Source organism: Alkalihalobacillus bogoriensis ATCC BAA-922 (genome assembly GCF_000621445.1).
Classification (GTDB): domain Bacteria; phylum Bacillota; class Bacilli; order Bacillales; family Bacillaceae_F; genus Bacillus_AO; species Bacillus_AO bogoriense.
Genome location: NZ_KK211279.1, coordinates 317,052 through 341,049, shown reverse-complemented (window position 1 = coordinate 341,049; position 23,998 = coordinate 317,052). Strand labels below are relative to the sequence as shown.

Sequence of the window (23,998 nt, the reverse complement as noted above, 5' to 3'; positions counted from 1 at the left end):
TTGGGGTTCACTGTAAAAAAAGCAGGGATCCGCACTTCGCTTGAAACGAAAAGACGCTCCGCATTTTTCTTATTGTTTATGGGAAGTAAGCGGCCATGAAAACCGTTATCTGTGAACATGGCTAGCGTTTTGGAACGTTGGCGGACACAGGAGCAGTTAATCATCATATATCGCTAGGAATAAAGTGGCTTTTGCGCAAATAAGCGCTCCTGTGGCCGCTAAAAAACGGAAACCCCTATCATGTTCACAAATAACGGCTGCTCTGACCGCAAAAATGAGATATGTGATGTGTTGGTTGTTCATCATACCGCTATTGCTTATTAAAAGATATAATATGATAAGAAATACATAAAAGCGGGGGTTGTTTCATGGCAATATTTTATGAAAATGAAATAAATGATAGAAAAGAAATATATGATGCAGCGAAAAAGTGGAAGGATGAATGTTTACTAGATGATAAGTCATTGATTTGGGATGGCGAAACGGTTTGGTCAGATGAGAATTTACAGAGGTTTAAAGCTGTTTTTGTAGAGAATCCGAATGAATCAGGAGATAGTTTTGATAGTAAACTGAAAAAACAGTTGGAAAATGAATCCGAAAGTGTTTATAAATTAGCGATTGAAATCATGTTTATTTATTATATGTTTCCGTATAAAGGCTCAATTAGCTACCCAACTAAAATGAAAAAGCTAGAAATGATAGCTTCTTGGAAAGGGATTGACTTGGATCAATCTTTACCGATATTTAATGCGCTAAAACATGGACTTGGGGCAACGGGAACTTTTTATAATACGAGTAAATATTTTGAGGTTTCGTTTTTATTTTTAATCGTAGAGAAATTGAAAAATCAGTCTTTGGCTACTCGAAAGGAAATTATGAATAATGAAAAAGAGTTGAAAAGACTAGCAGACGATTCACGGAGACAAGTAGGAAAACGAGTACAGATGTTACATATTTTTCTTCATTTGCTGTTGCCGCAATATTTTGAACGGATAGCAAGCTGGGGGCATAAAGGCAGAATTGTAAAAGCATTTTCTGACTATATTTCGGACCCATCAAGTAAAGACATGGATGAGAAGCTTTATCTTATTCGAGAAACTCTTCAAGAGGAATATCCGAGTGAGCCAATTGATTTTTATGAAACAAGAGAAATAGCAAAAAAATGGCGAGGTGACACAGTACAAGAAGAGGTTACTCCAGCAATAATAGAGGGAACTGGAGATTCAATGTCTACTGTTGATTTTGAAGGGGTAGGGCATATTCAGGAAGGACTAGTGTTTGAAGAGCTAGACTTACTTGTTGAACAAATTAAAACTGCGATTAAAAACGGCAAGCATATTATTTTAACTGGACCTCCAGGGACAGGGAAATCGAAGCTAGCAAGTAAAATATGTGAAATGTATCAGGTTGATTGGAGCATGGTTACCGCAGTATCCAATTGGTCAACCTACGAAACGATTGGTGGCTATCGTCCGGATAATAATGGGGATTTGTACTTTAATCCAGGCATTTTCTTAAACTGTGTTAAAGAGAAACAGTCGAATCAACCTGTAAACAAGTGGTTGATTATTGATGAAATTAATCGGGCTGATATTGATAAAGCGTTCGGGCCTTTATTCTCTGTTTTGACAGGAGATACCATTACACTCCCATTCGAGTCAGAAAGTGGAAGCTCTATCGTATTGAAGCCACAAAAAGAGATAAATACCGTGGAGACAGACGATAGTACATATGTGATTCCAAAGGATTGGAGAATGATTGGAACGATGAATACGGTCGATAAAGCTTCGTTGTATGAAATGAGTTATGCTTTTATGCGACGGTTTGCTTTTATCCCTGTTGGTATTCCAAAAGAAATTACAGTTGATTTAATCCAGCAATATGTAGAGGCTTGGAATATGAATACTTATCCAAACGTTGATGTGTTAACGGTTATATGGAAGTTAATTAATCAGTATCGTAAAATAGGTCCAGCGATAATAAAGGATATTGCCCAATATACACAAGATAATGATGATTTCACATCAGCGCTTATTTTATATGTGTTACCTCAATTTGAAGGATTGCCGCCTCAAAAAATATATGAATTCATTGACCGTGTAGTTGAACAGACGGATGTCATTAGTGACAAAAATTATTTAAAAGATTTTGTTGCTGATTTTTTTGACACAGGAGGACTTGAATGAGTGCTAAGGAAGAAATACTGCTGAAAGAAATCTCAGAATTTCTCCACGGGTATTTAAAAGCAGGAAAAGTTACAATTAATTCCTTTTTTTCTAAAGTGAATGTGAACATTCAAAACCTTGAGCAACTGTTGACGATTCGCTTTCTCCTAAAAGAAGAAACAATGGATTTTGTGAGAGACCTACCTATCTTACTAAAAAGATTTAAGACAACAACAACGATGAAAAGAGAAACACATAGTGGTGAGATAAGAGGCCAAATTGACTGGGAACATACGATAAAAGATCGCCTTGCTAGAAATTATAAGGATAAAACGATTTACGCAACAAATGAAAGCACTCGAACTTACAATATTCCAGAAAATCTCGTATTGAAAGAATTGTTAGGATTATTGTATTCGATTTTGTACAAGGATTCTTATGTACAAGGCTTCGAGAAAGCGAAATGGTTTGTAGAATGGCAAAAATTAAAAGGAAACATTGCACAGGCGTATAAGAAGAATATTTACTTACAGCGTGTGGAGCATGTTGCAGTTTCTGACCGTATAATCCGAAAAACATTACAACATCGAAATCAACTTTATCGTGATGCAGCTAAGTTGTTGTTAGTGTATAGAAAGCTTATGAACCGTCAGTTTCATGAAGAAGATATAATTGAACTTCTTCGTGAAACATTTATCGAACCGGGAAATCAAGATGTCCTTTTTGAATTGTATTGGGTTGTGCAAGTCATTAAACAAAACTCAAATGATTGTAGGCTTCACTTATTAGATGGTTCGCAAAATAAGGTTGCTTCCTGGGAAGATGAATCACAAGTTTTCCACATTTATCATGACTCTACAGGTTCCAATTCAATCGCTTTTAAAATCGAAGCGAACGAAATAGCAGATAGTCAAAATCCATATTTACAACAAAAATTTAATGCTTTTTCTATATCAAATCAATATGCAAAAGCAATATTTGGACGAAATCCAACTAACATCGTATGGCGTGGACGTCCTGACTTTCTTCTTGAAGTTTTCGATAAGAAAAAGAATGAATTAGTGACGTTAACGATTGGGGAAGTTAAAAATACATCAAAGGTGGATTATGCGATTACGGGAATGGAAGAATTACTCGATTATATATACTTGGTTAAGAACAGGAAATGGGATTATTTATTTGGTAGTGATGTAAAGGTTAACGGTCTGTTGTGTGTAGGGGATGTCCCGATACCTGGAAATACAAATATGGAATTGGTACAAGTTGTGAAGAGAAGGTTTTAGGGAGAGAAAATTCAATCATGAAAAAACAACTCAAATATAGTCTAATCCTAGTATCTATAGTAGGTCTCATTATCTTTGCCTTTGTTATTTTTCATAATACAGAAAGTACTTTTGGAAAAGCTATTGAAAAAAATCGCGGTCCCATCGATTCTTTGATTGCTGTAGAAGAAGTTCACAATGGAGTAGTTGCTTTTTTTACAAAGCAAATTAAGGGGGATGAGGACGTCATTCCTTCCTTGGAGATTAGTTATGTAAAAGAAACGATGTTTGGAAGGTGGACATGGATAGACGGTTTTGGAGGTACAATCATAAATGATCCAAAAAGTGATTCCGAGAGCACGGGGGTTTTGTCGCCTGTCCATTATATATCTAATGAATATATCGTAACGAAAGAACAAGATTATTTTTATATAGCTTATGGGATAATTGAAAATGAAGAAATAGAGGCCATTGGTATTGAACATAACTTTAAAGAAAAGCCAGTAGCGCTTTTTAAAATTGATGGAATCAATAGCCTGTATTATGCTACGATAGATAATCGACAAGATGAACATTATTTTATTTATTATGATACGGATAATGTGGTAGTAGATAAGAAAAGAATTCGGTTTAGGTAATGAACGAATAGTTTCATGAAGAAGATAAGGATTGAGCTTCTTTGTGAAACTATTTGTATTTTAGTAGATAAAATTGAAAGGAAGATAACATTGGAAATATGGGATATATATGATAAAAATAGGACCCTTACAGGGAAAACGATGAAAAGAGGAGAACCGTTTGAAAAAGACGAGTACCATTTAGTGATTCATGTCTGTCTCTTTAATGAAAAAGGAGAAATGCTCATTCAGCAACGTCAACCTTTCAAAAGTGGCTGGCCGAATATGTGGGATATTACGGTAGGGGGCAGTGCCCTTTCTGGAGAGACAAGTCAACAAGCCGCAGAGCGGGAAGTGTTGGAAGAGATCGGCTATGCTATTGATTTGCAAGGGATAAGACCTTCTTTGACAGCAAACTTTGAGGTCGGGTTTGATGACTATTATCTAGTTGAAGTTGAGCTTGATTTGAAGCAATTGACGCTGCAACAAGAGGAAGTACAAAACGTGAAGTGGGCGAAGAGGGAAGAGATTTTGAGGATGATTGAAGAAGAAACATTCATTCCCTATCATACGAGTTTGATTGAGCTTTTGTTTGATATGCGAAAACAAATGGGGGCACATAAACGGAGAGTGTAAGGAAGGTGTGACCGTCAAATAAAATGACACATTCAATTGGAAATTTGATTAAAAACCTAAAGTGATCCAGATGATGAATAATTCATACACGCAGTATTTTTCAAAAAAATAAAAAGAGCCTATATAACAAGTAATGTATAAAAACTTTCATAATTTAGGCTCTTTAAGCTCTATATCTTTGTTTAAGTAAAGCGCCAGTTAGTGGAATAAGCCTATTTATTAACCCTATTTTATAGTTTTATATTCAGTTTTACTAATAATAGACTAACCCAGCCGTTGACCATAATAAGCCATTTCCAACAATAACTCCAATTAAAGTTATTAATATAATTGATTTTTAGATTTTTTTTTATTTTCTTCCAATCCTCCCCCCCTCTTTTGTTATAAGTCTCTAAAGAAAAATTCAACTGTTAACGTAGAAACAATTTCCCTTAAAAATAAATAAATTAATAAATATAATTTTCAATCTAAACTATTTTTTTTTGTAATATTAGTTGATATGCAAAATAGCCTAAGCAGATAAAATAAACAATGTAGAGAGTGAAGAAAGAGACATGATTCATGTATCCAAGTATTGCCAGAGTTAAGAGTATTAGTGGAAAAAGGACAAATATTAAATCAAATGCTTTTGACTTTGCCCTCTCATGAATAAGAATGTTCCGCTCGTCTTTTTCTTCTATATACTGTTTTTTTGTTTTTGTTTTTTCATATATCAATTGGAACACACTCATTGTGATTAACATTACTCCTAAAAATCCAAACGCTATCGGTACCAATTCTTCCCGTATAAATGATATTCCTAATATGTCTGCACCAAATACAGCTAAAATGATACTTGTTATCCCTACTGCCACACCTATAAAAAATAGAATCCAATAAAAATTATTTTTCATTATCTAAATCCTCCTCATAAATAAAGATTTCTTCAATACTCATTCCAAAATAACGTGCAATCTTAAAAGCTAAAGTAATGGATGGATTATACCTGCCATTTTCAAGAGAACCTATAGTCTGTCTTGTAACCTCTAATGCGTCAGCGAGTTCTTGTTGCCTAACTCCTCGTTTCTTTCTTATCTCCTCTAATCTATTCTTCATACATTGACTCCCTTCTTTTTAAGGAAAGTTAACTTTCCATTATTTTATTACTGATTGAACTAAATGTAAAGTTAACTTTCCATAACTTTCAAAAAAAATATAGGATTTTGCTACCTGTATAAATGTTTAGACTAATATAAAATTTTCAATTAACCTGCTCCGTTAGTGCACAATGTATTATTATTAATGTCTATACACATCTTCTAAGCATCGATAATGCAAAGACAAACAGTGGTTGCATTATCGTTAAGACCATCATACACGCTTCCTAAAAAATGGAAGTATAAACAGGAAAGCAAAAACTGTGTCAACCCTTTCAAGCGGTCACAGAAGGGAGAGCAAAGTGTTCATTTCAGGTTAACATACAGGATTTTCGTTTTACGAGAGGCTGCTGATAGGAGCGGGGGAGGGTACCGCGATTTCTAACGGACATACGTTCCCTTATTTTGCAAAAAAGTAACGTTTCCTGGAAAGCTATCGGACACCAGTTCCGTTATATCGCCAAAATGAGGGGGAACGGTGCTATTTTAGGGCAAATAACGGAACAGATGTCCGATAAGAATTGAAAAAGGCATGTTTTTATTGAAATAGCGGAACGTATGTCCGCTAAGGCTATGCGTTCTCCTCTGAATGCGGCCAATGCCTCTACCAAATGAATACTAAACTCTCCAAACCAGCGCTACTCCGTCTCAACTAGGAGCGGCGGTAGCTTCTTTTTTTAAAAGATAAGAAAGCATAAAAATTTTGGTCTAGCAGCGAAGCTTTGAAAGTTTATTCTAGAAGAGCGAAGGCTGCGCACCTGCGCGTTTCACCGCAAGAAGAGCACTTGGGGTTCACTGTCAAAAGCGGGCAGGGCTCCGCACTTCGCGTGAAACGAAAAGACGATCCCGCGTTTTTCTTTATGTCGTTTACTAGAATGGGAGTTACTAGTTATTACATCATTCATCTGGATCATGTATAATGAATAAAATTATGAAAAATTAGTTTTAGATTCCTAGTCTAAAAGTTTTAAATGATAGTTCATTTTAGCAAAGGGGTACGTCATGCATGGGGAAGATTCTTACATTTGTAATCGTTATCATATCAGGGTTTTTATTTTATTTTACGATTAACTCCGCCGTTAGTGTGTTTTTTTCGGATTCGAAGTTGCCCGAAACGACAGCCGAGCAATCGATTGATAATCGGATTGTGTTGATTACGAGAGAGCTCGATACGCCTTTTTGGGAAAAGGTGAGTGAAGGTGCGAAAGAGCAAGCTCAAAATGATGGAGCGAGTTTAGAGGTGTGGGGGAGTTACGCTGGGAATCAAGAGGATTTCCTAAGACAAATTGACATTGCGATTTATGCAAAAGTGGATGGGATTATTGTCCAAGGCTTAGATACACCTGAGTTTAAAGAGTTAACGAAGGTGAAAGCCGCGTCTCATGGCATTCCTATTATTACCGTGGCCAATGATGTTCCAATGGAAGAAAGTCTTCGGAAAACGTTTGTTGGTTCAGACCACTTTTTAGCAGGAAAATTAATCGCAAACCAACTCGTTCAAGATATGGGGGAAACCGGTCAAGTTATTTTGATGCTAGATAGTAATGAACAGTATTATCAGAAGCAACGCCTGTTAGGAATACAAGATGTACTAGGCCAGTATTCTTCTATTGAAATGATTGAAGCCAAAGCTAGTGAATCTAGAGAAGCTGGGGTAGACGCAGCAAAGGATTTATTAAATAAATATCCTAATGTTGATGCTTTCATCGCCGTTCATGCCCCGTTTGCTTCGCATATTGTGGAGGAGATTGAGAGAAGGACAAAGCTAGAGTATTATCATGTTTATTCTTTTGATGAGGATAGCGCGTCTAGTTTACTGTTGGAGCAAGGAAAGTTAGATGCGGTCGTAGAACAATCTCCAAGAAGTATGGGCGTCATTAGTGTTAGCTTGATGATGGAATGGTTGAGGGATGGGGCCGTGCCACTGGAATTACAAGGCTATCATACAGATATTCGACTCGTGAAGGCAATGGATGCGCCATGAATAAATTACAAAAGAAAATTTGGGTGCTTGCTCTCGTTGTCCTACTAATTATGACTGTCATTTGGGTTTCATTAACGTCCTATAATCAAAAAATGCAAGAGCAATATAATTTTGTTCTTGAGCGATATATTATTTTGAATGAATTAACGGGTGCAAGTCAAACGATTGTAACAGAATTAAATAATTATTTAGTTGCTCCTACAAGTGAAAATTTAGACCATATTACGACTAGTAAGATGGAGATTGAGTTATTAAAAGAGCAGGTCTTGGATCTTAAAAATGTCTCGAATGAACTAGCGTTAACGAACTATATTCATTTAATTGATAGTCTTATCGAAACGACAGATCGTTCAGTTCGCTTACATGAAGAGTTAAACTCAGAAAATTCGATGGCCATCATGAAAGAAGCAACGTTTATTTCGAATTATATTTCAGAGATGACATTAACGTTAATTGATATAGAGTTAAAAACTTTTGATCCATATTACCGAGGAATCATCACACAAGCAGAAGGTGTAAGTAAATTAGGTTTTTGGGTTCTTTCGTTAATTATCTTTTTGTTATTGCTATTCACGTATTGGTTTTCTATTAGAATAACGAAACCTGTAAAAAAATTGACCGAAGCAGCAAGTGAATTATCAAAGGGGAGATTTGACGTAAAAATCGAGGTCGACTCTAGAGATGAGATTGCTTTTTTAGGACAAATGTTTGAACAGATGAGAGTAAATATAAATAATCTCATTTCGGAAATCCGCGAAAAAGCAAAGCTTGAGAAAGAGCTGCAACAAAATAAATTACTGTTAAAAGAAAGTCAGCTGCAACAATTGCAAAGTCAAATTAACCCTCATTTTTTATTTAATACGTTAAATACGTTGTCCAAGAAGGCGTATATGGAGGGTGCTGAAGAAACAAGTGATTTGATTACGAGTGTTGCGGATTTATTACGCTATAATTTAAAACACCTCGACAAGACGATTACGCTCTTTGATGAAGTCAATGTGTTACAAGCTTATATTGAAATTCAAAATGCGAGATTTACAGACCGACTGACCTTTCATACAGATATTGATAAAAGTTGTTTGCAAGCAGAAATACCTGGGTTAACGATCCAGCCTATCGTAGAAAATGCGGTTATATATGCGGTTGAGCCTTTTGAACAAGGCGGACAAATTTGGTTCCGTGTGAAAGATGGGGGAGACAAGGTTATTGTCGAAGTGGAGGACGATGGACCAGGGATGTCAGACGAAATAATGACACAAATTATGGAGGAGCGTCGTGATTCTCAAAAAGGCCATTCATCGGGAATTGGCTTAAGTAATGTCGTGAAACGATTGCGGCTCTTTAATGGGTATCATGATGTCATGAACATTGAAAGCAAGAGTGAAGGTGGAACAAAAGTCACCATTTTCTTGTTTAAAGAGAGAGGAGGTAACCGAACTGATGAAAGTTTTAATCGTTGATGATGAACAAATTGAACGAGAGACGATGCAACAAATATTAGTCACGAAATTTTCTGGACTTGAAGTGAAGCAAGCCCCTAACGGAAGAGTAGCTTTGGAAATGGCAGAAGCGTTTCTACCAGATGTCGTGTTAATGGATATACAAATGCCAGGAATGGATGGGTTTGAAGCCATTGAAAAGATGAACAAAAATCATCCACATATTAAATTTATTATGGTAACGGCATATGCGACTTTTGATTACGCCCATTCAGCCATGAAATTAGGCGTTGTCGATTACATCGTTAAGCCAAGTAAAATAAAGAACATCGTGGAAACCGTTGGGAAAGTGTTAAAGCTCGTTGAGGAAGAAAAGATGGAGATGTCAGAAAAGAAATCAAATGAAGATAAGTTAATGTCCTTATTTGAAGCAGATATTGTTACCCAGTTATTATTTGATCATGTCCATGAAGTTCATATCGATCAGCTCGTTCATTTATTAGATTTAAAGATGACTCAAGAATCTTTTGTCATGACCTTATTGTTACCACAAGGAGCAGTGGTCGATTATTCTGCGATTCGAGAAAAAGTAAGGCAAACAGGAGATATGCTGATAGGTCCTTTATCTGGGCGACAAATTCCGATTATTGTGTTCCGGAAGCAGGAGCAAAAGTTTCAAAGTCAAGCTAGTTTATTAGTGAAGCAAATTTTATCATTAGCGCCATCATTGAATTCAGGATGGTTCATTGGGATTGGGAATGTATATCGTTCATTAGATCAAATTAGACAGTCTTATCAGGAATCGTTAATGGCGACGAAAGATACAATGCTTCCTCAAAGACATTGTTATTATTTTGAAGTTCAAGGACAACTTCCTAGCCTTGATGGAAAGAAATTGAAAGAACGAGAAGAACAAGTATTCAAGCTCGTTCGAAATGGAGAGTGGGAAGCCCTTCATTCTGAGCTGTCAGACTTTTTAAGCGGAGCAGAAAAAGAGGGAAGCCGCTTTCTCCAAACACAACAACGCTTATCGGAATTTGTCTGGGTTATCTCTCAAATCTTACATGAAATGGGTGTCGAGTTAGATTCCTATCTTTATACGTTAACAGCAACGGATTTCAGACAATTACGAGTAGAAATGAATACGATAGTAGAACGAATGGAACAGGCGTATAAAGCTCATGCTTCGACTTTAGAAGGAGACACAATTCAGCGAATAAAGCAATATGTGCTAAAACATGCGGACGAAGATATATCTCTTGAAACGATTAGTAAAGAAGTAGGATTAAGCCCTATTTATATTAGCAAAATGTTTAAAGAACAACTTGGCATTAATTATATTCATTTTTTAACGGAATGTCGGATTGAGAAAGCAAAGAAATTAATGAGGGATCCGGATAAAAGCTTGAAAGAAATTACGTTTGAGGTCGGTTACCATGACCCAAATTATTTTAGTAAGGTGTTTAAAAAGATGTGTCAGCTTTCACCGACAGAATATCGAAAACAGCTTCATGCCAAATAGGTCACTTGAAAGGAAGCTACAATTATGAAACAACCGTTCAATCAAGTAAAAATCGCTTTATTTTTGCTCGGCATCACTTTATTGCTTTTCGCCTGTGACCGGAATGAAAAAGTGATGACGGAAACACCGGTATACACACCGAAGGAAGAAGTATCACAGGATAAAATTAAAATTGGATTTTCGATGGATACATTGGTGGAAGAGCGTTGGGTAAAGGACAAAAAGCTCTTTAAAGAGGCAGTCGAAAATCTTGGGGCAGAAGTGGAAATTACGGTAGCTCATGGCAATGATGTGTTGCAAATTTGGCAGGCAGAAAAAATGATAAGCAGTGGCATTGACTTGCTTGTTATCGTTCCGCACAATGCAGAATCGACCGCTGCTATCGTCAATAAAGCCCATGCTGCTGGGATAAAAGTTCTTTCCTATGACCGGTTAGTAAAAAATGCGGATGTAGATTTGTATGTGTCCTATGACAATGAAAAAATCGGTGAATTGCAAGCGGAGGCCATAACGAATTTAGTTCCTAAAGGAAAATATGTTTATATCGGAGGCGCGGAAACCGATTATAATGCTCATTTAATTAAAAAAGGAGTGTTCAATGTTCTCCAGCCGTATATAAACAATGGTGATATTACAATCGTCTTTGACCAGTGGACAAAAGAATGGCTCCCTGAAAATGCGAAAGCTAATATCGAACTGGCATTACAAGCAAATAATAACGAAATCGATGCGATTATTGCGACGAATGATGCAACAGCGGGTGCCGTCATTGAAGTTCTCCAGGAGCGAGGACTTGCAGGCAAAATTCCTGTAGCTGGTCAAGATGCAGATATAGCAGCCGTTCAAAGAATTGTTGAAGGTGCCCAAACCATGACGGTGTATAAACCGATTAACGAACTATCACAAAAAGCAGCTGAGTTAGCTGTAATGCTAGCGAGGGGAGAAGATGTGTCAAAAGAGCAAAAAGTAAACAATGAACTCGTCGATGTCCCTTCGTTTCTGCTATCACCGATTGCTGTTGACCGAGCAAATATAGATGAGACGATTATTGCGGATGGGTTTCATAAGAAAGAAGAAGTGTATCGTTCTTTCGGTGAGTAGAGTTTTTATACTTTGGACAAATTGTAAGAAAACAAGTAGGTAGTATAGAATTCAGTTGATAAATACTGTCTAGAAAAAGCACACATTTATAGCATCATTTCATAGAAAAACATAAAAATAGTTTGCAGCAAAGAGAAGTTACCCAAAACGTAACTTCTCTTTTAGTTTTGTATTAAATTATGGATGGATAAAAGTTATTTCAAAAACAGTTGACTCTCCTCTATAGGGGATACTTTACACTCGAATTGTAAGCAACACCAATTTAAAGGAGGCAGTCAACATGAACGTAGAAATTAGAGACATTAGAAAAGAGGATCTAGAACCGATTAAAGCCATTACGGCAGATACATTTGCAAAGGGCTTTATAGAGGATAAGAACACACTAAATGCAGCGATTACAATGATGTTCATGAGTCCTATATTAAACAAAAGTACATTTGGGAGGGTAGCAACATTAGACGGAGAAGTGATTGGTGTCATTTTTGGTTCGAGAGTTGGTGAAATACCAACGTACCGATTGTTACAAGAAGATTATTCAAATGAATTGTTACAGCTTTTGAATCTAAATGATGTAGAACGAAACCTATTTATTGATTTAATGTCCAAGACAAATGAGGCCTATAGCGAGTTAATTAGTGGGAAAGAAGATGAATTTCAGGGATGTTTAGAATTCTTTGCTGTTTCTGAAAAGGCTAGAGGAAAAAAGATAGGAAAGAAGTTATTGGATGAACTCATTTCCTACTTTACTGATACAGAAGCGAAGAAAATTTACGTTTATACAGACACAATAAGTAATTATGGCTTTTACGATTATAATGGCTTTACTCGCTTTAATGAAGAAGTAACTGTATTCGAACTTCCTAATGGAAAGTTTGAAAATAAAAACTTTATTTATGAATATAAACTTTAGGCTAGAGCTAGCCCACCTCATATTATGGGGTGGGCTTTAGTCGAAATTGGTATTGGGAAAAGTGATTATCTTGATTAAATATTTCAGTAACTAAATAAAACAGATAAATTTTATCACACGTTAATTGGTTTTTCTCCAGGTACTCTAGAATTAATTGAAAAGTCTCTAATTCAGTATCTCTCGTACAATTAATCGTTACATATTCTCCCTTTTGGAGTACAAATACATTAGTGTTTTCTTTAAATAATGAATAAGCGTTTGAAGTGATTACACGAAATACGTCACTAACCTGCCATTGATTGGTTTGATGGGAATATATCAATCCGTACTGAAAGGTTTGACTTACATCCTCCCCTAATTTTTCATCTAATTTCTCGAATGCCATTATCTCATTAAGTTCTCCACCTATTGCAGGTGAACGAAAAAAGTACCTTTCATCTAATGTTCGAAAAGTAAATCCAGTCTGCTTGAGTTCATCTTCTGTTGTTTGTATAGCGTTCTTTAATGTTTTTATTCGTTTAGTCAGTTGTTCTAACTCTTTTATTTTCTTATGAATTTCTTCATTTTTTTGTTCTAAGTACAATTTAAGGTAATTAGTATCAGCTTTTGCAAATAAGTCTTTAATTTCTTTAATACTTACATTACTTTGTTTACAGACTTTTATAATATCCAGGTAGATGAATTGCTCAATTGTGTAATAACGATAACCGTTATCTGGATTAATATAGGCAGGTACTAACAGACCTATATTATGATAATATCGTAAAGCTTTTATCGTAACATTTTTAAATTTGGAAACTTCTCCAATTGAGAAATACCTCTTATTATCCATAGGTTCCTCCACTAAGACTATAATAAAAATATTCTATCACCAAAGAATTTCTATTATCTATCTCATTCTTGATTATAGATTAGTTTTCTCCCTATTTTCTCCATCATTGAACTATTTAATGTCCTCAATTTTCCTTAATTTTAGACTCGTAGATATGCCTAACTCATCTCTTTTTTTTACAAAATTATCTTCATCAAAAGGTCCATATACCTTTTCGGATTTAAATTCTAGTATCCAAAAATTCACATCGTTATTATTAAGTATTTCATAACCACTGCTACTATTTGGGTCTTCTTTTAAGCCAAGTTGCTTTGCAAGAATATAGTTATCATCCCAAGCTAGTTCGGTTACTTTTGTTGGAATGTGTCACTCCCCCAATGTGAATCATCAATTTTAGGTGCTATCGTTACTTGGTGAGCTGAAGTTCTCACAACGGAGTATTCTCCTGGCAGGTCAACATTGTAATCAGCCATTCCTGAACAACTTGTTAATATTAGTAAAGACATTAAGACGAAAATCAAAACATGAAAAATTTGATTCTTAAGCATTAATCTGCCCCCATTTTTACAAGAAAGTTACTTGCTCATTAAATAAAAGATTCATTACACTTATTTTAACATTTAATCCCAAAATTCCTATGGAAATAACTGTACTCTTCATTAACAATCTAGATAGTACTTTAAAGATTACTTCGCAAGAAATATCAAAAAACGAATGATGAACATTGATATCCTACTATTAAAAGGAGGTGACTTCGCTGATTACCCATGAAAGTACAATTAAAAAAGTGATTTTGTATGTGGAAGAGAACTTAGATAAGCCATTAACCTTGGAAAATATTGCATCACAATCACATTTTTCAAAGTATCATTTTCATCGAATATTTCAATCCTCGATTGGTATGACAGTAACGGAATATATTCGTCTAAGAAGGTTGGCAAATGCTTCTTCAGCCTTGCTTTATACAAATGAACGCATCCTTGATATCGCGTTATATTATCAATTTGAATCACAAGAATCATTTACAAGAGCGTTTAAAGAAGTTTACAAACTTCCCCCTGGAAAATATCGCAAAATCATGTCAGATGTAATTAAAAATAAGGAGGAACCAAAGATGGAGTCAAAAGTAAAGGGATGGTTTTTAAGTGGATCAAATCCATTTAATTATGAAATGGGAGTTGACTATGAAGTTGTTCATCAAGGGAAAGCATCGGGGTATTTAAAATCGAAAACAGTATCAGATTCAAGTGAATTTGCTACAATGATGCAAACCTTTAAGGCTAACCAGTTTGTTGGAAAGCGCATTAAACTTTCTTGTTTCATGTGTACAGAAGATGTAGAGACGGACGCGGGGATGTGGATGAGAGTAGACGACACAATGGGAGAAGTTCTTCAATTTGATAATATGAGTAATCGTCCTATTAAAGGAACAACAAACTGGAGTCATTATTCGATTATTTTAGATGTTCCTGACCAAAGTGCTGTTATTTCATTTGGTATTATATTGTCTGGACAAGGAACAGTCTGGGCAGATCAATTCACATTTGAAGAAGTGGATGAAAGTGTTTCAACTACTAATTTAGAAGTGTATGGCGAACTGTTGGAAGAGCCAGTGAATCTATCATTTGAAGAAGAAATAGGATGTAAGGAAGTATGAGCATATGCGAAAATCTGGTGAAAAAGCTGGGGTATTAGTAAGTATTATAATTATATTAGCAATCATGGCTGTAAAGTTTATAGGAATTAACACAATTGTTCATGGAATAAGGGAGTTACTACCGTTTCGCGGGTAGGAATAATTGGCTTTTTAATGCCAAAATATATATAAAGGTCTTTTGATTTTGTTCTAGAATATATATATTTGGTGAGATATTTGTTGAATATTACAAAAATCAAAGATGCGTTATATAAACAAGCTACAATTTTTCAAACAGGTGGATTCCGACCAACAGAGGAATTAGGAGAAAGCTGGATTGGGAAGGTTTTATGGGGAAAAGAAAGAGAAGCAGAGACCTATTCATCTAATTATGATCCAATCTTCACTATATTTTTAAATCAACTCCCCTATGTACCCAGGGAGTTGAATAGATACCAATTAATAACAGTTTATATGGATTTTAACGTTTTTAATAATCTAAATAAGGATAATTTAGTTTCTTATTTTAAGATAAATTGTTATACGCATTTAGATGGATTACAAAAAATCAATAAACAATCTTTGAAGATAAAATCATTTCCTTTAACCCCGTTAATTATCAATAATGATGCACCTTCTTGGGAAGATTCTGATAGCATTGCTCCCGACATTGAAAATGCAATAACACGGCTTGAATCAGATGAAGGTATGGAATATTACGAAGATATTGTTGAAAAGATATATTCCACTCATAAAGTTGGGGGATATCCTTCATTCACTCAAAGTGGAGTCTCTTTTGGAGAAGATTACTCATTTGTGTTTCAAATAAGTTCAGATGAAAAGGCACAATTCAACATAGTTGATAGTGGGAGTTTCTATTTTTTCTTCAATCAAGAAAAACAGGATTGGATTGTATACTGTGACTTTTATTAACTAACGATTTTGAATTAACCGATTGTTAGGATGAAATATGAATAAGGGGTGGAATAGAAAAATGAAAAGAGGGATAGTTTTACTTTTTATAGGATTATTCATGTTATTGTTAGGTATTTACTTATCCGTTCACTGGGTCTTAATCGGAACATTGCTTGGTGTTAGTGGAGGGATATTAATGGGGAGTAGCTCATATTTTTTAGCTAAGAAGAAAATTTAATAAAAGAGTCTTATTAATGTGAACCTAGTTGCTTAGTAAACTAGGTTTTTTTCCTTTTTATAAAAGGTAGATAGTGGTAAAATTTACTTATTCAAGTGATTTTGAGCATAGATCAATAGAATAGAAATAAAGGAGAAAAAGAATGTGGGAGAAGATGCTTATTGATACGGATAGAGGGAAATTTGAATTGTTTGTATCAGGGAACGGTGAACCTTTGTGCATAACTCATTTATATAGTGCCTTTGACGAGCGTGGTCACACTTTTGCCAATCCATTTACATCATTCTACCGAGTATACTTAATCAATCTTCGTGGCTGTGGCAATTCTGTCGAGGCAGAAACAGCAGAACAGTTTAGTATGTATAATTCGGTGAAGGATTTAGAGGCTATTAGAATAGCCTTAGGTTATGAAAAATGGGGTTTTGCAGGGCATTCAACAGGGGGAATGCTTGCTTTAAAATATTCTATATTAGCACCAACTTCCCTAACAAAAATGGTTGCAGGAGGAGCCGCAGCAAGTAAAGAATATAGTTCAGATGAAGATTGCATATATTGTAATAAAAACTCAAATTACCCTCGTGTAATGGAGATTATTCAACAATTAAATGATGTAACAACTCCAATTGAAACTCGTAAACGATTAAGTTATGAATGGAGTAAAATGTCATTTTATTCAGAAGGAAAACTTAAAAAGGCGTTACAAATTCCGAGTAGTGGTAAAACAGTTGGTGCCCGTCTTGAATATTTTATAAAAAAAGAAATTCCAACTTTTGATTTAAGAGAATCATTAGTTAACATAACGATTCCAAGTTATATTTATTCGGGCAAATACGATGCGCAATGCCCATATAAATATGGAGTAGAAATTGCCAACTTAATACCAGGTGCAAAATTTACAACATTTGAAAGAAGTAACCATTATCCTTTTGTTGAGGAGGTAGGGAAATTCAAACAATTTGTTCAGTCAACTTTATAGTTTATTGTCCAGATGTAGCAGTATTCCTAGAGAAAGGAGGTAATGAAATGAAACAACTGAATAACCAACTGTTAGCATTTAGTCTAATTGTTTGTGGTGTAACAATTTTATTAATTCCGAGTAGCTTTTTAAGTGATGGCATGGGACGGTATACGTATGGCCATCCTTTTACTACTATAACAATTTATCAAATAGAACCTAACAGTCCTTGGTTTGCAACGAATTTTTTCTCTGGAAATGCTGGCTTATTAATTAACCCTCTCAGTTTTGTATTGAATGTAGCCGTCATTTACTTCATAACGAAATTTATCGTTAATAAATATAAGAGCAGAAAAGAAGTTCAGCAATGAAATTAAATATCTTCTAACGGGGCGAACGAAAAAAACCTATAGTTTATTGTATTAGCAACAGTAAAATTATGTTTACATTCCTATTTTTTTGAATTATTATTACACTATACGATATATCGCAGAGCGTAATAAAAAGGAGGAGACAATGGCGAAACAACAAATGGACCCTACTTTGCTAATACTAACAAGTTTGGCGGAAAGCTCTAAACATGGTTACCTCATTATGGAGGATATTGAGGTCAATTATCAGTACTCAATGGGAGCTGGAACATTATATGGGGCTTTAAAAAGATTAGAAGATAAAGGATACATAAAAGCACTTGAAGGGGATAAAAAACGAAGACCTTACGAACTGACTATGCAAGGAAAACAATTTCTTCAAGATCAATTAAATATGATGGAGAGAATTATAACAATAGGAAACAGGAGGTTAGGATTATTATGAAGTGGCTAAAATTATATCCGAAAAGCTGGCGTGAACGATATGAGGAAGAATTTTCATATACACACTCTAAATCAAACGTTAGAGGAGTTCGAATGGTTTTAGATTTATTGAAACATTTTGCTTTAGTTTGGTTAGATGAGTTCACTTTTAAAAATGGAAAGAAGGTCGGTTTCGTGGGTACTATCCTATATTCAGTTCTCATTTATGCAATTGTCCTATGTTTAACGTTATTAATACCTGCATCAGAAGGATATAACGAAATCTATTGGAAACTGTTAGTTGGTCAAGTTTATGCGATTCCTGCATTTATACTCGTATTTTTCCTGCTTTCTCTGCGAAATAAGATCTTGAAAACAAAATAAAAAACGAAAGGCGAAGCGATTATTGTGGGTGACACGACAATCGCTTTTTTTATGGTGAGCTTTTAAGTAGGATTGTTGCAATTGAAATGTACCGATGACAAGTTACTTACCACTACGCTCTCACGGATTATAGGGTTACTCATGTATCACGTAGACGAATAAACAAATAACTGCTCTCTTTTTTAACGACCATAAGGTATTAGTTTTATTTTTAAATATTTAAAATTAATGGTAATGCAAGAGCTTGAAAACCGCGAATTCCGTCCTGTTAAATATTCGTATGTCTGCATCAGTTTGGTCAAAATCCAGATGTCGGCGAAACTAGGCATGTAGTCTTTAACAAAGTTTATAGAAGGAAGGTTAGGGTGGAGTGTCAATGAAACAATAACGAAATGATAAGACCGATTGAGATTACAATGAGGTTCCAAGGTTTCCTCTTTTATTAAGATTGTCAAATAGTATTATATATAGCAAATTTACATCAAAAAATCGATAGAAAACTTCAAGTACGAATTGAAACAACTAACTAGGAAAAATTAGAATGTCGATACGAATTACCAGGATGAAAGAATCAACCAAGTCATATGAGGATGGGGTGAATTACTTTTAAATTGGCATTATGAAAAAGGAATTAACCAATATGATTCCTATACAATAGTGCAATTAAGAACGTGTATATTGTTTTATTTCAATTCTTTTTTTCCTTTCTCATAATTAATGTTATAGCCTTGGAACAAGCTTTCAGAGTAGGTGAAAAAAGTTGGGTTAATGACTAATATCTCTCACTAAAAAATAATCAATTCTTCTTCAACGCACATAGTCGATAATATATCGGTATTCCCATCTCAATTCTCGGAAGTCTCTCTAATTCCTCCTATTTATTTACTAGTCATTCTACTTTTGTGCATGCTAAACACGAAAAACAGTGAAATATTACTTGGTGCTTTTAGAACGTTTCTTATGAGCAGTTCAGCGAAGTGTCTACTAACTCTAGGTGATTTCCTTGTGTGACTTTATGTTGGAATAAATTAGGGATTACAGAAAACTTAAACCCCAGCTACAAAAATAATTGAACAAAGTATCTGGCACTTTATTTTGAAAAAATGACAAATAGACTATACACTCCGATTATTATAGGTGCTAACATTTAAAACGAATCAAGATTTCACAAAAAAGTTAAAAAATGAGGGAGGTGAACATTTTGGAAGGGAGCAGTTTAAATCGCATCACATACTCTAACATCTTGTTAAACATCTATCTTTCTATCATTTTTCAGATGAATCAATTTATCAGTTCGTTAGCAGCAGAGCCCAATAACTACAAGATGGATGAAAACATGCAAAGAAATGCAGTTATTTGGAAAATTGTTATTCTTGCTGTTGTGGTCATTGCAGCATTCACTGCAGCTTGCGCACTGGTAGATAGGAAATTTACTGGTGAATTCTACTTCTTGGGGTTTGGTTTTAAGATAGCTTGTGAATGATTCTTATTCCTTTCACAATCTGAGGGCTATACTATGTAGCCTGAATCCGTGGTAATGGGTTGATATGCCATCATTGAATCGCTTTTCCGCGGGCGAACAGTAAGTTTTCCCCTCTTCGTTCTTGGGTGTGGGTGATTGTTAGATAGGGGCGCGCCAGGAGGATCGCAGGTTCAGGCATATCAACTTCTGTTAATAGATTCTTTCCTTTAAATTTATTTTTACTGGGGGCAAATATGATTTTACTTAACATTGACCAAAAAAAATATGGAAATACATTTGAGCTATCTGATATTAAGTTAAAAATAGCTCCTAGTAAGGTAACATTATTACTAGGTCATAATGGTTCTGGAAAAACAACTATTATAAAGTCATTACTAGGATTAACAGAATACAAAGGTAATTGTAGCATTGAAGATACAAACATATCATATAAAGACTCAGAGAGTATAAATTTTATGAAAAAAAACATCTCATACATTTCTGATCACGCTGCTTTATATGAATTTCTAACCCCGTATGAATATTTCAATCTGATTAAAAGCATGCAATCGAAGGTGGTGGATGAAAGTTATTTAGAGAGATTAATTAAATTGTTTGAGATTGGTAAATATTTGAAAGTTCCAATAGGTGACTTATCTTACGGAAATAAAAAAAAGGTTCAAATTGTTAGCCATTTATGTTGGAAACCAAAGTATGTTGTTTTTGATGAGCCGACAAATGGATTGGACCCCGATATGGTAATTATTTTGAAAAAAGTATTACAAGTAGTCAAGGGAAAAGGAACTGGAATTCTTCTTTCCACACATAACTTAAGTTTTGGAGAAAATTTAATGGACCATATTATCATTATTAGAAATGGAAATGAACTATTAAATAGTAGTATACAAGAGTTAATTAAGAAATTTGGAACGTTTGATTTAGAGAGTATTTATCAATCTGTTAATGAGGAATATTATCAAGAAATAGAGGGTTTGATTCATGAACTTAGTTTATAAAATGATTATACATTTGGAAAAACCTGCTTTAGTTTATAGAACAAAAAAAATGATTATGGAAAATAAGCCACAAAGTTTAGCTTTATTTATGTTTTTAGCACTTATATATTTAATCTATGTCTCCATTTCAATTCAGAGTTCAACTGAAACTGCCTTAAGATATGAAGAGGTTCTAAATAGAAAATATCTGGCAATATTAGGAATCTCCACGGTTTTATCAACATTATTCATCTATTTAACAAAAGATAAGTTAAAAGGACTTTCGTTCATAAACTTTTTTTATAATTCTAGATTAAAAGCCCATCATTTTATACTTGGGAGCAATTTTTTTATCTTTACCTTTCATATTTTGCTAGTATTTTTAGCTATACTACCTATTTCGATTGTCAATTACTTTATATTTGGAAAAGTAGACAATTTATTATATTTTTCATTCGTCTCCTTGTTATCTTGCTCTCTCATCTTTTTGTTGGTGTTGACTGTTTGGATGGGGAGTATGGTGATATGTAGGAATCATCCAATTCATTATGTAATGTTTTTTATTAGCCTAATACTTATTTCCTCCATTAGTTATCAGTTAGTTATTTTTTTTCCTATTAATTTCGATTTTCTGAGTGTATTAGTCATAATTGGGATTTTGGGTGGTGTATTTACCCTCACATATGTCATTTTCAGAGTGCTTTCTTCTATTTATTTAATACATCATTTCCGTAAGCGAGAAGAGTCAACTAGTAGGTCATTGGGGAAAATGGTGGATTTTAAAAAAATAAAAAATAACTTTTTAAAAAATTCGGTGTTGGAAATCATATATTTAATCAGAGGAAAGTTTCTCAGTGAGCAGCTTGTACTATATTTTTTCTTAGTCATCATTACTGTGTTTTTGTACTATGCTCTAAGCTCCACAAACTTTTTAAGTATCTATGGCCTTATCGTCAATTTCGGTTTAGTTGAAGTGTTGATTATATTCCCTATAATGATGGGGGCAAATTATCATAATAATAAAATCGTTATTTATAACTTGAATTTTTCTTTATATGATTATTTCCTTTCAAGAAGTTTCATTTTCTTCGTTAATAATTTTATATTATTTGTTCTCTTTACATCAATAATGTCGTTAATTATTAACATGCCATATAATTTTTCATTTTATTTTATACCGAAGGTGCTTTTTGTTACACTATTTTCTATTTTTATTGGCTATGTTTTTGTACTCAATCAATTCAACAAGATTTTTTTAATGCTGGGTCTAGTTGTCTCAATCGGACTCTTTGATACGATACTTCATTATACTCTAAATAACCTGACATATGTTAACACGATTTATATTGTCTTATCAGGTATTATCTTACTACTAATAACACAATCATATATAAGGCGGCCAGTGGTTCGATGATAGGTTTAATTGGATTCTTCATAATATCTATCATCTCTGTGATTACTTTCACTTTTGAGCATTTTATAAGTCAGTTGCTGATTGGGTCCATTATTATAATCTTTTTACATGAGTTAGGGCATTTATTAACGGTGATATTATTAAATCGAACAGAGGATAGAGAGTGGCAGGATTTTCGTATAAAAATAACCGCCAATTCAATTGAAGTTCAACATCCTCGCTTCAAAAGCAGGATAAAGAATATTATTGTTGCAAGTGCAGGGGTGTTCTTTCCCATTATCGTATGTTTTTCTATTTATATACTTTTCGATGGTCCAATAATAGGATTACTAGTATTTTTATCTATTTTAAATTTTGCATTCATTTTGCCTTGTTTTCCAGATGGCAAGAATATACTACTAAATTTAGAAACGGAGGAGTGATACTATGCGTGCATTTTTTAAATATGTATCAAGCGGAATTAGTTTTTTGCTGCTATATTTATTTGTTGTATTTTTAACACCTATTATCTTAATACTATTTGACTATTCTTATTTTAGCTCAAATCCTACTTTTTTAAACTACGAACTTTATATGATAGAAATAGTAGATAACAACTTTATATCTAATGCAACAGGATTTGGGAGTTTAATTTCTTTCTTATTCGGAATACTCATTTATTTCCTTTTCAATATCTCTTTTAAAAATAGAAACCGATAAGAGCAGTAAAGTACTGTGTTTTCAGGATGAGTGTCAAATAACCACCACGTTTTAGTTAGTAATAGAATTTGAGTAAAACTCTTCAAATCAGACTTTGAGGAGTTTTTTTATGTCATAAAAACAAAACACAGAATTGCATAAAAACTTGGAGACAACTGAATTACTGGAAAATCTAAATGGATTTTCATTAGAGTCGAAGAGACTATGTTTTTGTGCATTAATATTAGTTTTTTCTGTTTTATCAGCGAAACAAAATAATATTTAAAAGTGATTTCTTTGTCACGGATATTGTCCATATATTGCACTGTATGCAAATCATATAAAAAGTATTTCAATCCTGTTCTCTCTTAGTTGACTGAATAACTGAAAAACTTTTAAAATAACCCAAAACATAATAATGCTCCATAACAGAATGATAAGTGAACCTACAATCCAATTTTGGGGCTTCCTTCTATTAATCATTTCTTTTGCTTTAACTTCACATTCTAATATGACTTCATTCGGTATCATCTTTAATGCAAGCAGTATGCCCAATGGAACTAAAATAACATCATCTACATAACCAAGGATTGGTATGAAATCAGGTATTAAATCAATGGGACTGAACGCGTACGCTACGACACAAATTGTAAACACCTTAGCATACCAAGGTACTCTTTCATCTTTATACGCGAAGTAAAGAACAAAGAGTTGTTGTTTTATTTTTTTTGCCCAAGCCTTTATTTTCTCCATACAGACCCTCTTCCTTTATCACTATCTCATCGTTTAAGAACAACGGTCCACTACCAATACATTCATATTAGCATAAAATTACAATTCCCTCCTTTTTTTATTTAATAGACTGAAGACATTAAAAAAGTACAGATGAAAGCAAAAAAAGTACCATAAGCAAGCGTTTTCAG

At 34.1% G+C, this 23,998-nt stretch carries 26 protein-coding genes; 20 read left to right on the top strand and 6 right to left on the bottom strand.

Going from position 1 to position 23,998, the window contains the following annotated elements:
• The first annotated feature begins 368 nt into the window (after positions 1-368).
• The 4 genes from T323_RS28195 to T323_RS0122670 all read left to right on the top strand — a co-directional run bounded on the left by T323_RS28195 (position 369) and on the right by T323_RS0122670 (position 4,680).
• Positions 369-2,186 (top strand): AAA family ATPase, encoded by a 1,818-nt coding sequence (locus T323_RS28195; RefSeq protein WP_026675323.1) that lies wholly within the window; start codon positions 369-371, stop codon positions 2,184-2,186.
• A complete protein-coding gene (locus T323_RS0122680) occupies positions 2,183-3,448 on the top strand; it encodes a hypothetical protein (RefSeq protein WP_026675322.1) in 1,266 nt (421 codons plus the stop codon). The genes T323_RS28195 and T323_RS0122680 overlap by 4 nt, the downstream gene beginning before the upstream one ends.
• A 17-nt stretch (positions 3,449-3,465) precedes the next feature.
• Positions 3,466-4,065 (top strand): hypothetical protein, encoded by a 600-nt coding sequence (locus tag T323_RS0122675; protein WP_026675321.1) that lies wholly within the window; start codon positions 3,466-3,468, stop codon positions 4,063-4,065.
• Between the two features lie 90 nt (positions 4,066-4,155).
• Complete coding sequence (locus tag T323_RS0122670) at positions 4,156-4,680, top strand: NUDIX hydrolase (protein ID WP_026675320.1); 525 nt, start codon at positions 4,156-4,158, stop codon at positions 4,678-4,680.
• A gap of 467 nt (positions 4,681-5,147) precedes the next feature.
• Here the strand turns inward: T323_RS0122670 and T323_RS28190 are convergent, their stop codons facing one another.
• Positions 5,148-5,573, bottom strand: a complete 426-nt coding sequence (locus T323_RS28190; RefSeq protein WP_051556682.1) for a hypothetical protein — start codon at positions 5,571-5,573, stop codon at positions 5,148-5,150.
• Complete coding sequence (locus T323_RS0122660) at positions 5,563-5,775, bottom strand: helix-turn-helix transcriptional regulator (protein WP_026675319.1); 213 nt, start codon at positions 5,773-5,775, stop codon at positions 5,563-5,565. The genes T323_RS28190 and T323_RS0122660 overlap by 11 nt, the downstream gene beginning before the upstream one ends.
• 1,047 nt (positions 5,776-6,822) lie before the next feature.
• Between T323_RS0122660 and T323_RS0122655 the strand changes: the two genes are divergently transcribed.
• The 5 genes from T323_RS0122655 to T323_RS0122635 all read left to right on the top strand — a co-directional run bounded on the left by T323_RS0122655 (position 6,823) and on the right by T323_RS0122635 (position 12,772).
• On the top strand, positions 6,823-7,800 hold the full coding sequence (locus tag T323_RS0122655; protein WP_026675318.1) for a sugar ABC transporter substrate-binding protein: 978 nt from the start codon (positions 6,823-6,825) through the stop codon (positions 7,798-7,800).
• Entirely contained in the window at positions 7,797-9,260 is a 1,464-nt protein-coding gene (locus T323_RS0122650; RefSeq protein ID WP_026675317.1) for a sensor histidine kinase, read from the top strand. The genes T323_RS0122655 and T323_RS0122650 overlap by 4 nt, the downstream gene beginning before the upstream one ends.
• Positions 9,241-10,761, top strand: a complete 1,521-nt coding sequence (locus T323_RS0122645; protein ID WP_245613756.1) for a response regulator — start codon at positions 9,241-9,243, stop codon at positions 10,759-10,761. The genes T323_RS0122650 and T323_RS0122645 overlap by 20 nt, the downstream gene beginning before the upstream one ends.
• A 24-nt stretch (positions 10,762-10,785) precedes the next feature.
• The gene (locus T323_RS0122640; RefSeq protein WP_026675315.1) at positions 10,786-11,862 is read left to right on the top strand and encodes a sugar ABC transporter substrate-binding protein; all 1,077 of its coding nucleotides are present in this window, start codon (positions 10,786-10,788) and stop codon (positions 11,860-11,862) included.
• Positions 11,863-12,142: 280 nt separating this feature from the next.
• On the top strand, positions 12,143-12,772 hold the full coding sequence (locus T323_RS0122635) for a GNAT family N-acetyltransferase (RefSeq protein ID WP_026675314.1): 630 nt from the start codon (positions 12,143-12,145) through the stop codon (positions 12,770-12,772).
• Positions 12,773-12,794: 22 nt separating this feature from the next.
• On the opposite strand, the gene T323_RS0122630 is transcribed toward T323_RS0122635, so the two are convergent.
• The 3 genes from T323_RS0122630 to T323_RS0122625 all read right to left on the bottom strand — a co-directional run bounded on the left by T323_RS0122630 (position 12,795) and on the right by T323_RS0122625 (position 14,152).
• Positions 12,795-13,604, bottom strand: a complete 810-nt coding sequence (locus T323_RS0122630) for a MerR family transcriptional regulator (RefSeq protein WP_026675313.1) — start codon at positions 13,602-13,604, stop codon at positions 12,795-12,797.
• Positions 13,605-13,715: 111 nt separating this feature from the next.
• On the bottom strand, positions 13,716-13,925 hold the full coding sequence (locus T323_RS29820; protein ID WP_373279359.1) for a DUF3997 domain-containing protein: 210 nt from the start codon (positions 13,923-13,925) through the stop codon (positions 13,716-13,718).
• Between the two features lie 26 nt (positions 13,926-13,951).
• Positions 13,952-14,152, bottom strand: a complete 201-nt coding sequence (locus T323_RS0122625; RefSeq protein WP_026675312.1) for a hypothetical protein — start codon at positions 14,150-14,152, stop codon at positions 13,952-13,954.
• Between the two features lie 251 nt (positions 14,153-14,403).
• On the opposite strand from T323_RS0122625, the gene T323_RS0122620 reads away from it, so the two are divergent.
• The 11 genes from T323_RS0122620 (at position 14,404) to T323_RS0122565 (ending at position 22,819) form a co-directional block, all read left to right on the top strand.
• Positions 14,404-15,261, top strand: coding sequence for a helix-turn-helix domain-containing protein (locus tag T323_RS0122620; protein ID WP_373279356.1), 858 nt, complete (start codon positions 14,404-14,406; stop codon positions 15,259-15,261).
• A 4-nt stretch (positions 15,262-15,265) separates the two neighbouring features.
• Positions 15,266-15,397, top strand: a complete 132-nt coding sequence (locus tag T323_RS29625) for a hypothetical protein (protein WP_281175759.1) — start codon at positions 15,266-15,268, stop codon at positions 15,395-15,397.
• A gap of 83 nt (positions 15,398-15,480) precedes the next feature.
• Positions 15,481-16,173 carry a DUF1963 domain-containing protein gene (locus tag T323_RS0122610; protein ID WP_026675310.1) on the top strand — a complete coding sequence of 231 codons (693 nt, stop codon included), beginning with the start codon at positions 15,481-15,483 and terminating at the stop codon, positions 16,171-16,173.
• Between the two features lie 61 nt (positions 16,174-16,234).
• Positions 16,235-16,393, top strand: coding sequence for a hypothetical protein (locus T323_RS29260; protein ID WP_169737922.1), 159 nt, complete (start codon positions 16,235-16,237; stop codon positions 16,391-16,393).
• Between the two features lie 142 nt (positions 16,394-16,535).
• Positions 16,536-17,369: an alpha/beta fold hydrolase gene (locus T323_RS0122600; RefSeq protein ID WP_026675309.1), complete on the top strand. Its 834-nt coding sequence runs from the start codon at positions 16,536-16,538 to the stop codon at positions 17,367-17,369.
• 47 nt (positions 17,370-17,416) lie between these two features.
• Positions 17,417-17,719 carry a hypothetical protein gene (locus T323_RS0122595; RefSeq protein ID WP_026675308.1) on the top strand — a complete coding sequence of 101 codons (303 nt, stop codon included), beginning with the start codon at positions 17,417-17,419 and terminating at the stop codon, positions 17,717-17,719.
• A gap of 145 nt (positions 17,720-17,864) precedes the next feature.
• Entirely contained in the window at positions 17,865-18,164 is a 300-nt protein-coding gene (locus T323_RS0122590; protein WP_026675307.1) for a PadR family transcriptional regulator, read from the top strand.
• Positions 18,161-18,526 (top strand): DUF4017 family protein, encoded by a 366-nt coding sequence (locus T323_RS29815; protein WP_373279355.1) that lies wholly within the window; start codon positions 18,161-18,163, stop codon positions 18,524-18,526. Before T323_RS0122590 ends, T323_RS29815 begins: the two co-directional genes overlap by 4 nt.
• 1,201 nt (positions 18,527-19,727) lie before the next feature.
• Positions 19,728-20,009, top strand: coding sequence for a hypothetical protein (locus T323_RS0122580; RefSeq protein ID WP_026675305.1), 282 nt, complete (start codon positions 19,728-19,730; stop codon positions 20,007-20,009).
• 233 nt (positions 20,010-20,242) lie between these two features.
• Complete coding sequence (locus tag T323_RS0122575; protein ID WP_026675304.1) at positions 20,243-21,004, top strand: ATP-binding cassette domain-containing protein; 762 nt, start codon at positions 20,243-20,245, stop codon at positions 21,002-21,004.
• Between the two features lie 1,389 nt (positions 21,005-22,393).
• On the top strand, positions 22,394-22,819 hold the full coding sequence (locus T323_RS0122565) for a hypothetical protein (protein WP_026675302.1): 426 nt from the start codon (positions 22,394-22,396) through the stop codon (positions 22,817-22,819).
• Positions 22,820-23,411: 592 nt separating this feature from the next.
• Here the strand turns inward: T323_RS0122565 and T323_RS27480 are convergent.
• Complete coding sequence (locus T323_RS27480; protein WP_051556681.1) at positions 23,412-23,828, bottom strand: YkvA family protein; 417 nt, start codon at positions 23,826-23,828, stop codon at positions 23,412-23,414.
• Positions 23,829-23,998: the final 170 nt, after the last annotated feature.

Coding starts and splice junctions, on each gene's coding strand:
- T323_RS0122645 (WP_245613756.1), top strand. CDS start 9,241: ATGAAAGTTTTAATCGTTGATGATGAACAAATTGAACGAGAGACGATG.
- T323_RS0122565 (WP_026675302.1), top strand. CDS start 22,394: ATGATAGGTTTAATTGGATTCTTCATAATATCTATCATCTCTGTGATT.
- T323_RS0122600 (WP_026675309.1), top strand. CDS start 16,536: ATGTGGGAGAAGATGCTTATTGATACGGATAGAGGGAAATTTGAATTG.
- T323_RS27480 (WP_051556681.1), bottom strand. CDS start 23,828: ATGGAGAAAATAAAGGCTTGGGCAAAAAAAATAAAACAACAACTCTTT.
- T323_RS29815 (WP_373279355.1), top strand. CDS start 18,161: ATGAAGTGGCTAAAATTATATCCGAAAAGCTGGCGTGAACGATATGAG.
- T323_RS28190 (WP_051556682.1), bottom strand. CDS start 5,573: ATGAAAAATAATTTTTATTGGATTCTATTTTTTATAGGTGTGGCAGTA.
- T323_RS29260 (WP_169737922.1), top strand. CDS start 16,235: ATGAAAAGAGGGATAGTTTTACTTTTTATAGGATTATTCATGTTATTG.
- T323_RS0122640 (WP_026675315.1), top strand. CDS start 10,786: ATGAAACAACCGTTCAATCAAGTAAAAATCGCTTTATTTTTGCTCGGC.
- T323_RS0122680 (WP_026675322.1), top strand. CDS start 2,183: ATGAGTGCTAAGGAAGAAATACTGCTGAAAGAAATCTCAGAATTTCTC.
- T323_RS28195 (WP_026675323.1), top strand. CDS start 369: ATGGCAATATTTTATGAAAATGAAATAAATGATAGAAAAGAAATATAT.
- T323_RS0122660 (WP_026675319.1), bottom strand. CDS start 5,775: ATGAAGAATAGATTAGAGGAGATAAGAAAGAAACGAGGAGTTAGGCAA.
- T323_RS0122575 (WP_026675304.1), top strand. CDS start 20,243: ATGATTTTACTTAACATTGACCAAAAAAAATATGGAAATACATTTGAG.
- T323_RS0122590 (WP_026675307.1), top strand. CDS start 17,865: ATGGCGAAACAACAAATGGACCCTACTTTGCTAATACTAACAAGTTTG.
- T323_RS0122675 (WP_026675321.1), top strand. CDS start 3,466: ATGAAAAAACAACTCAAATATAGTCTAATCCTAGTATCTATAGTAGGT.
- T323_RS0122655 (WP_026675318.1), top strand. CDS start 6,823: ATGGGGAAGATTCTTACATTTGTAATCGTTATCATATCAGGGTTTTTA.
- T323_RS0122595 (WP_026675308.1), top strand. CDS start 17,417: ATGAAACAACTGAATAACCAACTGTTAGCATTTAGTCTAATTGTTTGT.
- T323_RS0122635 (WP_026675314.1), top strand. CDS start 12,143: ATGAACGTAGAAATTAGAGACATTAGAAAAGAGGATCTAGAACCGATT.
- T323_RS29625 (WP_281175759.1), top strand. CDS start 15,266: ATGCGAAAATCTGGTGAAAAAGCTGGGGTATTAGTAAGTATTATAATT.
- T323_RS0122630 (WP_026675313.1), bottom strand. CDS start 13,604: ATGGATAATAAGAGGTATTTCTCAATTGGAGAAGTTTCCAAATTTAAA.
- T323_RS0122625 (WP_026675312.1), bottom strand. CDS start 14,152: ATGCTTAAGAATCAAATTTTTCATGTTTTGATTTTCGTCTTAATGTCT.
- T323_RS0122650 (WP_026675317.1), top strand. CDS start 7,797: ATGAATAAATTACAAAAGAAAATTTGGGTGCTTGCTCTCGTTGTCCTA.